The organism is Algoriphagus marincola DSM 16067, assembly GCF_000429405.1.
Lineage (GTDB): Bacteria > Bacteroidota > Bacteroidia > Cytophagales > Cyclobacteriaceae > Algoriphagus > Algoriphagus marincola.
In genome coordinates this window covers 385317-400306 of record NZ_AUBU01000006.1, presented here as the reverse complement: position 1 = coordinate 400306, position 14990 = coordinate 385317, and the positions used below count along the sequence as shown (strand labels likewise).

Sequence of the window (14990 nt, the reverse complement as noted above, 5' to 3'; positions counted from 1 at the left end):
TATGACTCTTACGATTCTCGCCATTTTGGCAGGGTTATTTACCGCTCATCTTGATTCTTTACCTTCGAAAGAAGTGCCCATTTATTCCCATTTAACTCATAGTAAGGAGATTGTGATCGACGAGGACTTTGGCTATACGCTAAAAACTCAAAAAACTGTGACGGTCCTCAGTCCTGAAGGATTGCCCCATGCTTCTGTTGGAATTTTTTATGATAAGCTTGTCCAGATTAAAAATTTCAGCTTGGAGATAATTGATCCTCAGAATGGAAAAACAATCCAAAAAGCCAAAATGAAGGATTTGTCGGATGCAGAATTATTTGATGGGTTTTCGGTTTTTGCTGACAACAGGCAGAAATACTATCAGGTGAATTCTTCCATCTTTCCCATCGAAGTTCATATAGAAACGGAAGTCTATCATCAATCCAATTTTAGCTTTCAGCCTTGGATTCCCGTGGAGCGGGCATTCCAAAAATTGGAGGAGGCAGAGTTAAAAATAAGTTACCCGGAATCTATGGGAATCAGGTACAAAGAGCAGCATCTTTCTGGAAATAGACAGGAGGAAACACTTCCAGATGGGAGGGTTCAACTGACCTGGAAAGAGTCCGAACTACCTGTTCAAGATCTGAGCATCAAGGAGGAGGATGATCATCGACTGTATATCGCACCGAAGGAATTCAAACTGGATAACTTTCGAGGATCCATGACTGATTGGTCTGAATTGGGACTTTGGAAATACAAGCTGAACGAAGGACGGGATATTTTGCCTGAGGAGTTTAAAGCAAAAATCCTTGAATTAGTCGAGGGCATAGAGGATCCCTATGAGAAAATTGCCGTTTTATACGATTATCTACAGAAGAACTTCCGCTATGTCAGTATCCAATTGGGAATTGGAGGCTGGCAGACAATGACTGCCACGGATGCAGTCAAATATTCCTACGGAGACTGCAAAGGACTCAGCAATTTAATGAAAGCCATGCTAGAGACTGCAGGGATTCCAGCCTATTATACACTGGTCTATGCCGGTGAGGGTGAGTCCGATATTCATACTGATTTGCCATCCAACCAATTCAATCATGTGATTTTGCGTGCCGAGGTGGATGAGCAGCCAGTTTGGTTGGAGTGTACTTCCAATAGCCTTCCAGCCGGATATCTGGGCTCATTTACCAATGATAGACATGTGTTGGTCGTCACTCCTACTGGCGGATATTTGGCAAAGACTCCGGGCTATCAGGAAGATCATTGGAATCGAGTAGAAAATGAATTTCATATCAGCTTGGATGATCGCGGAGATGCTCAAATGACCATGAAGCAGCATCTGGAGGGAAATCCAGCTTACACAGCTACCAGTCTTTCCAGACAACTAGACTCCAGACAGCAACGGGATTATTTCAATAAGTACTCTGCGATTTCAGGCTTGGTGATTCAGGATTACGAACTAAAACCTGATCACCTCGATTCCCTTCCGATTGCTGATAGAGAAGTTAAGGGTATCATCCAAAAATTTGCCCAAACCACAGCCAAACGCTTATTACTCAAGCCATTTTTCACCAAAATCAAATTAGAAGAAATCGGCTTCAAAAACTTTGATCTATCTGAATCTTATACCATAGACCTTCCTTCAGGAGTTGGTTCAGAATTCAGTTTGATGCCTCTAGAGATTAAGGAAGAGGAATACAGCATTCTAATCGAAAACCGTCTGGAAAACAATCAATTGATCGTCTCCAGAAAAATCAAGGTGTCGCTTTCGGATTCTCAGGATGAAGAGGCCAAAAAACTTATAGTCAGCAAAATCAACTCGGTAGGAAATGGAGCCTATCATTTTACCAAACCCAGCCTAAGTCAACAATAGTATGAAGAAGATTCTATTCTTACTCTTTCTCTCCGGATTGCATATTACCAGCTATGCTCAAAAGGAGAAATTTGGAAAATACAATGCCAATGAAATGGCCTATTCAGAGGTGGACTTCGAGCCAGATGCGGACGCTGTCATGTTGTTCGAAGAGGGAGTTTCCAAATTTTACGGGGATGTTTTTGAGACTTCTTACCATTTCAGAATGAAGATTCTTAAAGAATCTGGCATTTCCCGTGGCGATGTCACCATACCATTCTATTCAGGGGATAATAGAACTGAGGAAATTAGCAGTGTGAAAGCCTTGATCACCAATTTTGAAGGAGGGCAAACTCAAACGATTAAAGTGGAGAAAGACCAGATTTTTGAAGTAGAAGTCGCGAATGGTTGGAAGGAAGTCAGGATCACTTTTCCCAATGTCAAAGTCGGCTCTATCATCGAATACACTTATAAAAAGACCGACAAAAACATTACCATGCTCGATGGTTGGACCTTTCAAAATGATATTCCAACTATCATGTCTACTTACAGCATCACGATGATTCCCCAGTTGGAATATAAAATGATCGGTCAAGGGGAGAAGTATAATACGACCTCTGAAAAAACAGCAAGCAATGGCACCTATAGCTGGACTCTGAGAAAGCTGAATTCACTAAAGGCAGAGCCATACATGAAAAACTTTGCCGACTACAGAGAGCGCGTTGAATTCCAGCTTTCCCGCTATCAAAAAACTTTGACAGAATGGGAAGATGTCCTCCAAAATTGGGTAGTCCTCGGAAATGAAGTTTTGAAGGATTATGACGAAAAAGGCTATTTCAGGACTGCACCACTGGATAAAGCCACAGTAGGAGCAGACTTTGAAGGAAGCACGGAACTGGAGAAAGCCCAGAAAGCCTATTACTACATCCAGGAAAACTTCCAAATCAATGAGGAAAGAGGCTTCTTCCCCGATCAATGGATCAATCAACTGATGAAATCAAAAATCGGATCTCCTTTGGAGTTGGATCTGGCCTTAATGGGAATTCTGACTTCACTGGGTATCGAGTGTCATCCGATCTTGGTAGGATCAAAGGGAAGTGGTCGAAGTGACTTGGTGCCTTTTCCTTTTATCAATCAGTTTAACAGTATGGTCTTACTGGCTAAGTTGGACGGGAATGAGTACTTATTGGATTTAGAAGACCCGATTGCTCCCTTTGGCTATGTAGACTTGGACAAACATGTCAAGGCAGGATTACTCCTAATCAAGGACAACAGTCAATTGGTTCCCATATCTATTCCGCATAATTCTAACTCAATCTTTATCTCTCAGTTGAAATTTGATGAGGCGAATAATCTGATGGTAGAAGGCAATCTACGGCAGTCCTATTATGAAGGGCTGGTTACTGCCCAGCGATCTCATGATTTGGAGAAAAGCAATAGACCTCTCTATGAGCTATTTACATTGGATCCCAACTGGGAAGTGGTTGATTTTGAAGTGGAAGACAAGATGAAGGAAAGTAATTACACCACCACAAATTACAAGCTTCGGATTCCCGGTCCAGAATCTGATAATTTAGACTTGATCATGCTCTCTCCATTCAAGATTGCTACTTTCTCAAAAAATCCATTCACTCAGGATTTCCGGATCTTTCCGGTAGACTTTGGCTTTGCATTTTCAGAGACCTACACAGCCTTGGTAGAAATCCCTTCCGGCTATGAGTTGGATGATTACCCATTGAAGGAATCCATTACCATGGAAAATGGAGAAGTTGTCTTTCAATACAATCCGATCATAATGAATGATAAGGTTCAGATTTCTGCCAAAGTAGAAATCAGAAAGCCCAAGATCGATGTACGGCAATACGGAAACTTAAAATACTTTATGGAATCTATTGCTACCAAGATGAATGCACCAATTGTTTTCAAAAAAGTCGTAGATCCTTGAATTTCAAGTTTAGACTTGTCACCCTTTTCCTTGTATTGAATTGGGCAGGTCATGCACAGAGTCTTTTTGGGGAGTATAGTGAGTTTGAGGAGGAATTGGATTCAGTCTTTTTCCAGCCAGAAGCTCAGGTGGTATGTCTTTTTGAAACTGGCCAAACTTATCCCTTGATCAAGGAGGGCGAAGGCTGGGTAATTGGACTGGTGACTGAGTACCACTTCCGATATAAAATCCTGGGTGATAACCCGGATAATTTTGGTAATATCACCATCCCTTTTTTAATGGCTGGTGAAATGAAAATCGAACAAATTCTCGATCTCAAAGCCACTGTCAGCTACTTGGATGGAGAAGAAAGAAAAAGGCTAGATTTGGGGGAGGAGCATATTTTTAGATCAGATCATGAAAATGGCTGGTCAGATTATCGGATTGTCTTTCCCCAGGTGAAAAAAGGATCTATCCTAGAGTGGAAATATGTGAAGGTGGATCGGGAATATTACCTCCTAGAAGGATGGGAGTTTCAAGGAAGCTACCCAAGAATCAAATCTCAGTATACCTTTAAGGTACCTGATTATCTCCGGTATCAACTTGTCACCCAGGGTACTCCTGTCCGAGAAAACCTTCAAATCTCCCCTTCCAAGGATAATTTTTTCTGGCAGTTGGAAAATGTCCCTGCCTTTCAGATGGAGCCCTACATCAGTAATCCTTTGGATTATGTGTATCGGGTGGAAGGTTTTTTATTTCAGGACGGAACGCAGTTTCAGCCTATTGTATATTCAACATGGGAGGAATTGGGCACCCAAATTCAATCTATTCCAGCTTTTGAGTCCTATTTTAAAGGCAATTCAATGAAAAAGCTTGGAATCAAAGATGTGCTCTATGGCACTGATAATTTTCAAACGGCTGAGAATATTTATCGATTTGTCAAGGACAAATTTAAAGTAGAACCTAGCGTGTATCCCCTTCCCTCTCAAGATGCCAAATCTTTGGTCAAAAAGGGAATTGGAAATCATTTGGATATCCATTTGACTTTACTCAATCTACTCCAAGAACATGGCCTTTCCTCAGATTTGGTTTTGATCAATCAAAAGGGTGAAAATAGAACTGATCTGATTCCCAGTCCATTCTTAAATCAGTTTTCCAATTCACTCATCCGCTTGGAAATCAAAGACTCCACCATATGGCTTGATGCCACAGACCCCTATTTGACTTTTGGGATGATCCCTTCCAAAAAACTGGTCCCTCAGGGATTTCTCATTCGAAATGATGAGTCCAAGCTGGTCCCGATTGACCTCCAACATCAATCTGGCTCGAGTCTGGAATTCAGTTTGGAAAAAGACTCTTTAGGAAATTGGGCTTATCGCATTGATTCCAAACTGGAAGGCCTAAGTGTCTTGAGTCTGAGAGATCAACTTGCAAACCCTAGTCCTGAATTAGAAGATCTGGAAGATGAATACTATGATGTCAGTTTGGAAGATCGGTTTCAAGAAGAAAAGTTTATTATCTCACGGGCAAAAAAACCTGCATTTAAAGCCGATGAGGAATTAGTCATTCTGACACCATTCAAAGAATCCATATTCTATGAAAATCCATTTCTTGAGCCCAGAAGAGTCTATCCAATTGATTTTGATTATCCATTCTATCAACGGTTTCAATTTGAAATGGAAGTACCCGAAGGGTTTGAATTGGACGAATTCCCTCCTTCTGTGAAGTTTGCAACTTCCAATCAGGAATTGACCTATGAATTGGAGTCCGAGGTAGACGAAGGGTCAATCCGTTTAAATGGAATATTAAAAATTAACGTGAAAAAATTCACACCCCGTGCCTATACAGATTTAAAATCCTTTGCTGAAAAAGTATCCGAAAGCGTGCAGTTTCCGGTAATTTTGAAAAAGAAGACAGATTAAGCTTGACGCTATAAAAGCAAGGAAAATTCGGTAATTTTCGAAAATCTATGGGCAACTACATTCACGGATATTTGACAGGAGAGCAAGATAGATTGCTGGAACAGGCTGGCATGCTGGCTTCCTTGATTTATCCTTGGGTCGACTTAGCAGGGAGGAATAAAGTTCTGGAAGTGGGTTCAGGTGTAGGTGCTCAGACTAAGGTACTTTTGGAGCTTTATCCGGAGATGCACCTGACCTGCGTAGAACTCGAAGCCTCTCAAATCGAAAAAGCTCAGGTTAACCTTCAAAATTATCCGTCTTCACAGTTTCGGATCATTCAACAGGATGCGCAAAACCTTGCCCTGGAAGAAAAATATGATGGCGCCTTTATTTGCTGGGTTTTGGAGCATGTCTCCGAACCTCAACTTGTTATAGATTCAGTTTTTAATCATTTATCGCCTAGAGGGATTGTGTACATCACAGAAGTCTTCAATTCCAGTTTTCACTATTTTCCACAATGCGACGGTTTAGCAGCTTATTATAATGCCTTCAACGAATTGCAAAAAGAGAATGGAGGAAACCCAGACATAGGGCTTCAATTGGGAAACCTGCTTAAGAAATCAGGATTTGAGAACATAGAGCTGAAACCAGGTGGACTCCACCTCGATCAGAGCCAGCCTGCCCTACTGAAACAAATGGTCGAATATTGGAAAAAACTGATGAAAAGTGCAGCGGAAGATTTGATCCTTTCGGGAAAGATCGATCAAGCCACTGTGAAAGCTATGGAAGCCGATTTGGATCAACTAGCCCAGCATCCTGAGGCAGTATTTTTTTATCAATTCATTCAGGCCAAGGCCTACAAGCCATGATCAGGTTTTTGAAGCGAGTAGGTAGATCTTTGCTGAAGTTAGTTCTTGGATTTTTTGTTTTGTCTATCCTTTCGGTATTTTTTTTCAAGTTTGTACCTGTACCGGTGACTCCCCTGATGCTCATCCGCACCTTTGAGCAAGCCACTGATGAAAAGCAATCTATCAAGCTGAGTAAAGATTGGGTTCCGGCTTCTGAAATTTCCAAGCATGCATTTCAGGCCGTCTATGCAGCGGAAGATCAAAATTTCCTTGAGCACCATGGATTCGACTGGAAAGCTATGGAGAAAGCTTGGGAACAAAACAAAAAAGGAAAGCGAATCAAAGGGGCAAGTACCATCTCTCAGCAAACTGCAAAGAATGTCTTTCTTTGGCCAGCACGAACCTATCTCCGGAAAGGTTTGGAAGCTTATTTTACTGTTTTAATAGAATTGATTTGGGGAAAAGAACGGACTCTTGAAGTCTATCTGAATGTGATAGAAATGGGTCCGGGTATTTATGGAATCGAAGCTGCCGCTCAGACCTATTATGGAAAACCAGCCTCAGAACTCAACAGAGCCGAAGCAGCCATGATCGCAGCAATTCTTCCCAACCCACGAAAATGGTCACCAAAAAATCCCACCAACTACCTCAAAAGCCGGCAATCCTGGATCCTAAAACAAATGGGTAACCTCAACCAACTACCTGTAGGAAAATAAAAGTCGCTAAAAATTGTACTTTGTAAAGTTAATTTACTTTTTACATAGTTAAAATATTATTCGAAAAAAGGAAAGGATAACAAAATCGAAATTAAATTTGTTTTGAATTTTTATTTTGGCCCATTTCAGAATATTAAGGGAAGGTTAAGCTTAGGAAACACTTAGGTAAAAATCGTCCATTTCTGGCTAGAATCAGACATTTAAAAAGTCAAGAATTTTTTATCCACATTTACGTTAATTTATCCACAGTTTTCAACATTTTCAGTTCATTAATCTGATTATCAATAAATTAGATGATTATAAATTCGCTGAATTTTGTGGATAATAATAGCTAAATGAAATTTTTTATAGAAATCCACATCGAAAAAAGTGGATAAATTCAAAATCCAAATTTTATTCTAAAAAGGAATTAATCGTGCTATTTAAAGATCAATTTTTTCCGGTAGGAATTGAATATACGAGACTTAGAAACAAAGCCCAAATAGCGTCCATCCTCAACTACGGGGAGATTCCATGCACCAGACTTTTCAAACTTATCCATGGCCTTTTGCATATTTTCATTAGAAAGTAGGATTTCAGGAGGACTGTGCATCAGACTCTTTACCTCTACTGTAGTTTGCTTCTCTGAGTCAAACATGATATCCCGAATGTCATCTAGCGTGACAATCCCTCGAAGCTGTTGGTTTTCGTCTACCACAGGAAAAATATTTCGCTTGGATTGTTTTACTAGATTGATCAGGTCCTTCAACTTGGCATTTGGATGAATCGGCAATAAATCCCGCTCAATCACCTGAAGAATTGTAATCATGTCGAGAAGTTGCTGATCAGTTGTCTCCGGGAGGTGACGACCCTTTTCTTTGAGCTGCTGCGTATATAAGCTGTCCTTTTGGTAGTATGTTTTTGTGGAAAATGAAATAGCTGATACAAACATAAGCGGGACAAAAAGCTCATATCCACCGGTGATTTCAGCTATCAAGAATATCGCCGAAAGCGGAGCATGCTGTACTCCCGCCATCACTCCGCACATGGCTACGAGGGTAAAATGAGCCAAGGGAAGGGGAATATGAAAGCCGAGCATATTTTTGCCGTAGGCAAACAAAAAACCTAAAATACCCCCCACATATAACGAAGGCGCAAAAATACCCCCTGCCCCTCCTGCACTCAAAGTAAGGGCTGATGCTACCGGCTTGATCAATATGACAAATGCTAAGAAAAAGAGAATTAGATAGGGGTTTTGAATAGCTGAGAAAAAAGGAGACCGGTCAAGTAACTGATCCGAATTTCCTTCAATCAATAAATTCAATGTATCGTAACCTTCTCCATAAATAGGCGGGAAAAAGAATAAAATAAATCCAAGCAAAGCTCCCCCATAAAGAATTCGGATCAATTGGCTTTCTAAGCCTTCCATGATCTTTTCGGTCTTCATGACCGCACTGGAAAAATAAAGTGAAATAATCCCACACAAAATCCCCAAAACCAAATAATAGGGCATATGAGAGGCCAAGAAGGTACCTTGAAGGTCAAATTTGAATAATTGATCTCTTCCTATTAAAACCATGGAAGTAAGGGACCCCATCACAGAAGCTATCAATAGCGGAATAAAGCTAGCCGTACTGATTTCCATCAAGATTACCTCAATCGCGAAAATCACCGCGCCGATTGGTGCCCCGAATATGGCCGATATAGCTCCAGCGGCACCACATCCAATCAGTAGGGTTCTTTTCTTTGCATTAAGATGCATCGACACCCCGATATTGGATCCAATGGCAGAGCCAGTGACTAGCATGGGTGCCTCCAAACCCACAGATCCACCAAAGCCAACTGTCAGAGCCGAAGTAATGACCCGACTATAGGTTTTAATCCGTGGAATCAAGCTATGCTTTTTGGAAATGGTAAAAAGTACATCCGGTATACCATGTCCCCCAAAGTCTTTGAAAATGTACTTGCTCAGCAGGTAGGCTGCCGAAATTCCAATGATAGGATATAAAATGTACAGGAAGTTGGCATACTCGACATAAAAATCCTCTGTGAGGAAAACTTGAATAAAATGAACCGCTTTTTTGAGTATCACTGCCGCCAACCCAGACAGAATCCCAATTACACCACTGAGGATCAAAATAAAATTTTGATTGCTCATGTGCCGGAGCCGCCAGATCAAAAGTCGCGCTATGAAATCATTTTTAGCCAAAGTGCTGAATAAGTGGATATACTGACAAAGTAAAAAACCTAGAACTCAAAGGAAAAAGAAAGGCTCAGAGATTTGAGCCTTTTTGATCGATATTTTTCAGACTGTTTAAAATCAGTTCAGAGACATCCAGGAAAAAACCCTTATCCTTCTGCCGAACCTCATCACTTGGCTGATGGTAGTCCTCATGATCTTCCACCCCAAAATACAGGTGTGGTACTTTTTTCTCAAAAAAAGCACCGTGATCTGAGGACCTCGTCCAATCATCCGATCCTGTACCTGGGATATCATGCCCAAACATCAACTTAGCATTACTGCCTAAGGCTGACTCCTCCAAAATTTCTTTGTATTCAGGATAATAATGAGTCCCCGAGACATAGATTTCATTTTTATCATTTCGGGAAATCATATCCATATTGACATTCAATAAAACCTGCTCCAGTTCAAATGGAAAATCCTGTACCAAAGCTCTTGCTCCCTGCAGGCCCTTTTCTTCTGCGTCCAAGGCCGCAAAAAGCATGGAATGCTGCGGAGGGTTCTCGGAGAAATAACGCGCCATCTCTATTAAGGCTGCCGTACCGGAAGCGTTATCATCTGAGCCATTGTAAATAGAATCACCTTGAGCATTTGGTCTCCCTATGCCGACATGATCAAAGTGAGCAGTCACCACAATGATTTTTTTACTTTCGGTCCCAGGTACGAAAGCCACCACATTATATCCTTCTATGGACTTTTGACTGCGTCTGTCCGTGAATCGAAACTCTTGTATAAAATCCGGATACTGCGAGTCCAATCCCATCTCCTCAAATTGGGCTACGATATAGTCTCTAGCCAGTAAGTTTTCTTTTGTGCCAGATTCTCTTCCCTTCATTTCGTCAGAAGCAAGGTATTCTAAATGCTTCCAAAGTCTATCTCCATCGAGTGATTGAGAAAAAGAATTTTGAGCCGAAAATAAGGCGGCAATAATTAGGAATACTTTAAAGTGATGACGCATAGGCTGGCGAATTTTTCGTTATTTAATGGCGAAATTAAAAAGGAAGTAGCCCAGAAACGCGAATAAATGAAATATTTCTTTGGTCTTTTTGTCTTTTTTTGGCTGACCCAATTGGTAATCGCCCAAAGCGGCCTACCAGAAAGCTTTTTTAATGGAAAGTCAGTAGTACTGGTTTCAGCAGATCCAGCTGCAAGACCGGTAATGGATTGGCAGGTAGTCGCCGACAGCGTCCACCAATATTTGGTAGAGGCAGGTGCAGATCCGGTTGCATACTATGAATTGGAGCAGGTGGTTCTTTCGGAAGAAGTTCGTTCCGCTTATGCCAAAGCCTTTGAGCAGCGAATGATCAAAAACATCATTTTGGTTACCCGGCAAAAAAACCAAAGCAGTGTCCACACTGGTGAATTTACAGGCGACGCTCAAATGATCTCCTCTACGGCTTTATTTGGCACATCTGGAGGCAAACTTCAAGAGGCTGGTTCACTTTTCGCAGAGGCAGGAAAATCAAGACCTTCCAAAAACCTTCTGGTAATTGATGTTGCCGAATTTCCTGAAATGGCCGGAATGGAAAGCAACAATGCTCAGGCAGCTGCTAAATTTCTACCTAGAAATCCCCTTAACCTAGAAGTATTCAAACTAGGTATACCCCTAGAAGGCAGTAGTGCAGCGACAGGTTTTTTGAGCTTTTTCCGATATGATCTTTACGGAAAATCGCCCGAAGCAGTCCTAGCCGATCAAGCGGCCCAAAAAAATCAATTGGAATCCATCCTAGAATCGGTTTACCCATATGGGTACGTTTGGCTGACAGAATCTAAAACAGATCAAGAATTAATCAGGGATCGGGTTCAATTCTTGTTGGTTCGCGTAGAAGGACGGGAAGCCGACCTGAAAAAAAGCATGGGATTGGAAGCAAACCAGCAAACCGAGACCCAAACGGTAGTCAAATATTACATCAAGCTCATCGTAAGAGATGAACTCTATATCGGACCCGAATGGGATGCGGATGAAGACTGGCGGGTAGCCTTGAGAAGCTTCTTGGAGAATCTAAAAAAATAAACCTCCCCGAAGGGAGGCTTGGTTGCTTTGAGAAATTTAGGGTGATTAAAGCAACTTTTACATCTTATATCAATGTATTCATTCCGTAAATCAATAAACTATAAGAATAAAGAAGTGAAAAAAATATGAAAGTTCCTATTCACACAAAAATTTTTTTTACTAAAATTGACTTTTTCAAAATTTTTATAGAATAAATCCTATTTATAGAGATTTTTTTGGAGAAAGGGAATTAGAGCTAAAAGCACAGCTTGCTGATAATATTCAGTTCGATTTAGCTTTCCTTTAGTCAAAATGCCCACCGAACCTCCTTTTTGTTTGGAATTATCTTCGGAAAAGACCTCATCGTCTGCCTGACCTAGTTCCATTCCTCCCTTGACTAATTCCGCCACCTTTTCAGGCAAATAGAAAGTGCTCGTCTTTGCCTGCCCTTCTTTACCGTTTTTATCCAAAACCCATACCCAGGCAAAAGCAAAAAGTCCTCTTGCATCTTCCTCTACGCCGCCTTCTACCCCTACCCAATAATCTGCTTCAGGGAATGCTGCTTTAGCGGATTTGGCTCTATTCTGAGCTCCCAAAAGAGTCTCTTCTGCACCAAAGGGCTGATCTGAAACTCCCGAAGGAACATTGACCCCGGTAATGTGAAAGGAACGATCAAAAGCCAAGGTAAAGGCATCCTCTGTACTTTGCAGCTTGACGGGATTGAGGCTCCCGACAATAATCAATTCTTTGGCCTGTTGGGTGAAATTCTCTCTTTTAGGTAGCTTCATTTGCAAAAAAGCCTAAGCTTAACGCTTAGGCCATGTTTGTATAGACATTGTTTACATCATCATCTTCTTCCAGCTTATCGATCAGCTTATTTATGATTTCCTCTTGCTCCTCATTGAGCTCCACCAAGGTGGTAGGAAAGCGCTGAAAATCTGCTGAGATAACCTCAATTCCTTTTTCTTCCAGAGCCTTTTGCATCGTACCAAAGTCTCCAAACTCTGTGTAAACGAAAAGCTCTCCCTCATTTTCATCAATGTCGGTTAAGCCAAAATCGATCAATTCCAACTCCAACTCCTCCATGTCCCAATCTCCCTGTGCAAAACGGAAAACCGCTTTGTGATCAAACATAAAGCTTACTGAACCAGAAGTACCCAAAGAGCCTCCGAATTTGGTAAAGTAAGATCGGACGTTGGCAACAGTACGGTTGGTATTGTCAGTAGAAGTTTCCACGATCACAGCTATACCGTGTGGACCGTATCCTTCATACACAATCTCTTCGTAATCCTTTTCATCTTTATTGGTAGCCCGCTTAATTGCCGCTTCGATGCGGTCTTTGGGCATCTGAGCACCTTTAGCGTTCTGAATGATAGTCCGTAGCTTGGCATTGCTATCGGGATCAGGTCCTCCCGCTTTGACGGCCATGACGATTTCTTTACCTAGTTTGGTAAAAACCTTGGACATTTTTGCCCATCGCTTAAATTTTCGCTCTTTTCTGAATTCAAATGCTCTTCCCATGGATTTGCTTGATTTGGGCCAAAAATAGCAAATCTTTTCTTTTTGTGGGCAGGAAAGTCATATCAAGCGAATACAGTAAATTTTATAGCAAAAACTCAGTCCAAGCTCTTCTTTTCTCGTAAAAAGAAACAAAAACCCATGCAAGCACTCCAGGACTCTCCCCTACCCAATATTCCGGTTTCCCAAAATCCAAAAGTCGTCATCATCGGTGCTGGATTTGCTGGACTGAAGCTGGCACGAAGTCTCAACAAAAAGAAGTTTCAGGTAATCCTTTTGGATAAAAACAATTACCATCAGTTTCAGCCGCTATTTTATCAAGTAGCAACTGCTGGCTTGGAGCCAAGTGCGATTAGTTTCCCACTTAGAAAGATTTTTCACCACTCCAAAAATGTCATCTTCCGCATGGCTGAAGTCCATGAAGTCGATTCCGAAAAAAAGCGGGTCATTACCAATCTCGGCTTTCTGGAATATGATTATTTGGTTTTGGCTATGGGTGCAGACAGCAATTTTTTTGGAAATAAATCCATAGAAGCCTATTCGTCACCGATGAAAACCGTCTCGGAGGCTTTGTACATACGAAACAAGATTATCTCCAACTATGAGCGGGCTATCAATATCGAAAAACCAGAAAATAGACGCTCACTCATGAACGTAGTAATAGTCGGTGGAGGTCCTACCGGAGTGGAGCTTGCAGGTGCAGTAGCCGAACTTAGAAATAATGTGCTTCCAATAGACTACCCCGAATTGAGTTTCAAAAACATGAAAGTAGTCCTGATAGAGGCAGGAGAAAACCTATTGGGTCCCATGTCTCCGGAAGCTAGACAGAAAGCAAAGGATTACTTGGAAAAGCTCGGCGTAGAAGTGCGACTAAAGACTCTTGTAAAAGACTATGACGGGAAATCGGTGAGATTGGGAAATGATGAAACAATTGAGACAGAAACGCTACTTTGGGCAGCGGGGATTAAACCTAACAAGATTAAGGGGCTTCACGAGGAAATCTACGCCAAGAATGGAAGGATCTATGTAAACGAATACTCTGAAATTACTGGAATAAAAGGAGTATTTGCGCTTGGAGACATCAGCCTTTTGCAGGAAGAAGAATATCCGAGTGGACATCCTCAGGTAGCACAGGTGGCTTTGCAGCAAGCTGCACAGCTTGCAAAAAACCTTCCCAAAATTGAACGTGGAGAAAAGCCTTCTCCCTTCCACTACAGAGATCTGGGCTCAATGGCTACAGTAGGTCGTAAACTCGCAGTAGTGGATTTGCCTTTCGTCAAGTTTCAGGGATTGCTGGCTTGGCTCACTTGGTTATTTGTGCATTTGATGGCGATTTTAGGGGTCAAAAACAGGCTATTCATCTTTTTGGACTGGTCTTGGAACTACCTCAGCTTTGATCCAAGTCTTCGCTTATTGATCAAGCCCAAGTATGTCAGAGAATCCGAACGGGCTGAATTGATTGAGCAAAAGTGAATAAATGTTAAACTCAAGTTTAACTCCTAGGCCGAATAAACCTTGGAAATTTTTTGGAGTCAAATAGCCAAACAAACCACAAAAAAATGAAAAAGCTATTAGTCAGTATCGCAATGATTTTCTTGGTTTCTCTTGGTGCATTTGCCCAGCAACAGCGCCGAGGAGAGAGACCAGACCCGGAAGCAAGGGCCAAAATGATGACCGATCGAATGGCCGAAGAACTCGGGCTGAATGAAGAACAGAAAGCCAAGATTCTAGAAATCAATTTAGCAAATGCTCAAAAAAGAAAGGCGGCAATGGAATCTCAAAGAGCTGATCGCGAAGCTCTAAAAGAAGAAATGAAAAAACAGGATGAGCAAATCAAAGAAGTTCTCACAGAAGAGCAAAGGAAGAAATGGGAAGAGTTAAAAGAAACTCGAAGAAGTCGAGGACGAAGAGGAGGTCAGATTGAAGACCAAGAGGAGTTTAGAAAGCGTAGAGGGGGTAATCTCTAGAACAAAAAAACCACCTTATTCCAGGTGGTTTTTTTGCATTTTTCTAAGTTAAATTATTCTATTCAGTGCTTTAT

The 14990-nt window shown here is 41.4% G+C and carries 12 protein-coding genes; 8 read left to right on the top strand and 4 right to left on the bottom strand.

Annotation, left to right across the window (positions count from 1 at the left end):
• The first annotated feature begins 1 nt into the window (after position 1).
• Genes G457_RS0110260 through mtgA form a run of 5 tightly spaced genes read left to right on the top strand, consistent with a single transcriptional unit; the run spans position 2 to position 7217 of the window.
• Positions 2 to 1849 (top strand): DUF3857 domain-containing protein, encoded by a 1848-nt coding sequence (locus G457_RS0110260; protein ID WP_026946401.1) that lies wholly within the window; start codon positions 2 to 4, stop codon positions 1847 to 1849.
• Between the two features lies 1 nt (position 1850).
• The gene (locus G457_RS0110255) at positions 1851 to 3773 is read left to right on the top strand and encodes a DUF3857 domain-containing protein (RefSeq protein ID WP_026946400.1); all 1923 of its coding nucleotides are present in this window, start codon (positions 1851 to 1853) and stop codon (positions 3771 to 3773) included.
• Positions 3770 to 5674, top strand: a complete 1905-nt coding sequence (locus G457_RS0110250; protein ID WP_026946399.1) for a DUF3857 domain-containing protein — start codon at positions 3770 to 3772, stop codon at positions 5672 to 5674. Before G457_RS0110255 ends, G457_RS0110250 begins: the two co-directional genes overlap by 4 nt.
• Before the next feature lie 47 nt (positions 5675 to 5721).
• Positions 5722 to 6522: a class I SAM-dependent methyltransferase gene (locus G457_RS0110245; protein ID WP_026946398.1), complete on the top strand. Its 801-nt coding sequence runs from the start codon at positions 5722 to 5724 to the stop codon at positions 6520 to 6522.
• A complete protein-coding gene (gene mtgA / locus G457_RS0110240; protein ID WP_407637267.1) occupies positions 6519 to 7217 on the top strand; it encodes a monofunctional biosynthetic peptidoglycan transglycosylase in 699 nt (232 codons plus the stop codon). Before G457_RS0110245 ends, mtgA begins: the two co-directional genes overlap by 4 nt.
• Before the next feature lie 418 nt (positions 7218 to 7635).
• Here the strand turns inward: mtgA and G457_RS0110235 are convergent, their stop codons facing one another.
• Together G457_RS0110235 and G457_RS0110230 are read right to left on the bottom strand one after the other, a co-directional pair.
• Positions 7636 to 9354, bottom strand: a complete 1719-nt coding sequence (locus tag G457_RS0110235) for a chloride channel protein (RefSeq protein WP_248602851.1) — start codon at positions 9352 to 9354, stop codon at positions 7636 to 7638.
• Positions 9355 to 9469: 115 nt separating this feature from the next.
• Positions 9470 to 10396 (bottom strand): M28 family peptidase, encoded by a 927-nt coding sequence (locus tag G457_RS0110230; protein ID WP_035483592.1) that lies wholly within the window; start codon positions 10394 to 10396, stop codon positions 9470 to 9472.
• Between the two features lie 66 nt (positions 10397 to 10462).
• Here G457_RS0110230 and G457_RS0110225 point away from each other — a divergent pair, with 66 nt between their 5' ends.
• Entirely contained in the window at positions 10463 to 11452 is a 990-nt protein-coding gene (locus tag G457_RS0110225; protein ID WP_026946394.1) for a hypothetical protein, read from the top strand.
• Between the two features lie 197 nt (positions 11453 to 11649).
• Here the strand turns inward: G457_RS0110225 and yjjX are convergent, their stop codons facing one another.
• Both yjjX and G457_RS0110215 read right to left on the bottom strand, forming a co-directional pair.
• On the bottom strand, positions 11650 to 12219 hold the full coding sequence (gene yjjX, locus G457_RS0110220) for an inosine/xanthosine triphosphatase (protein WP_026946393.1): 570 nt from the start codon (positions 12217 to 12219) through the stop codon (positions 11650 to 11652).
• 25 nt (positions 12220 to 12244) lie between these two features.
• On the bottom strand, positions 12245 to 12952 hold the full coding sequence (locus tag G457_RS0110215) for a YebC/PmpR family DNA-binding transcriptional regulator (protein ID WP_024284432.1): 708 nt from the start codon (positions 12950 to 12952) through the stop codon (positions 12245 to 12247).
• Positions 12953 to 13090: 138 nt separating this feature from the next.
• Here G457_RS0110215 and G457_RS0110210 point away from each other — a divergent pair, with 138 nt between their 5' ends.
• Together G457_RS0110210 and G457_RS0110205 are read left to right on the top strand one after the other, a co-directional pair.
• A complete protein-coding gene (locus G457_RS0110210) occupies positions 13091 to 14422 on the top strand; it encodes an NAD(P)/FAD-dependent oxidoreductase (RefSeq protein WP_026946392.1) in 1332 nt (443 codons plus the stop codon).
• A gap of 86 nt (positions 14423 to 14508) precedes the next feature.
• Positions 14509 to 14916: a DUF4890 domain-containing protein gene (locus G457_RS0110205; protein WP_026946391.1), complete on the top strand. Its 408-nt coding sequence runs from the start codon at positions 14509 to 14511 to the stop codon at positions 14914 to 14916.
• Positions 14917 to 14990: the final 74 nt, after the last annotated feature.

Coding starts and splice junctions, on each gene's coding strand:
- G457_RS0110260 (WP_026946401.1), top strand. CDS start 2: ATGACTCTTACGATTCTCGCCATTTTGGCAGGGTTATTTACCGCTCAT.
- G457_RS0110255 (WP_026946400.1), top strand. CDS start 1,851: ATGAAGAAGATTCTATTCTTACTCTTTCTCTCCGGATTGCATATTACC.
- G457_RS0110245 (WP_026946398.1), top strand. CDS start 5,722: ATGGGCAACTACATTCACGGATATTTGACAGGAGAGCAAGATAGATTG.
- mtgA (WP_407637267.1), top strand. CDS start 6,519: ATGATCAGGTTTTTGAAGCGAGTAGGTAGATCTTTGCTGAAGTTAGTT.
- G457_RS0110235 (WP_248602851.1), bottom strand. CDS start 9,354: ATGAGCAATCAAAATTTTATTTTGATCCTCAGTGGTGTAATTGGGATT.
- G457_RS0110230 (WP_035483592.1), bottom strand. CDS start 10,396: ATGCGTCATCACTTTAAAGTATTCCTAATTATTGCCGCCTTATTTTCG.
- G457_RS0110225 (WP_026946394.1), top strand. CDS start 10,463: ATGAAATATTTCTTTGGTCTTTTTGTCTTTTTTTGGCTGACCCAATTG.
- yjjX (WP_026946393.1), bottom strand. CDS start 12,219: ATGAAGCTACCTAAAAGAGAGAATTTCACCCAACAGGCCAAAGAATTG.
- G457_RS0110215 (WP_024284432.1), bottom strand. CDS start 12,952: ATGGGAAGAGCATTTGAATTCAGAAAAGAGCGAAAATTTAAGCGATGG.
- G457_RS0110210 (WP_026946392.1), top strand. CDS start 13,091: ATGCAAGCACTCCAGGACTCTCCCCTACCCAATATTCCGGTTTCCCAA.
- G457_RS0110205 (WP_026946391.1), top strand. CDS start 14,509: ATGAAAAAGCTATTAGTCAGTATCGCAATGATTTTCTTGGTTTCTCTT.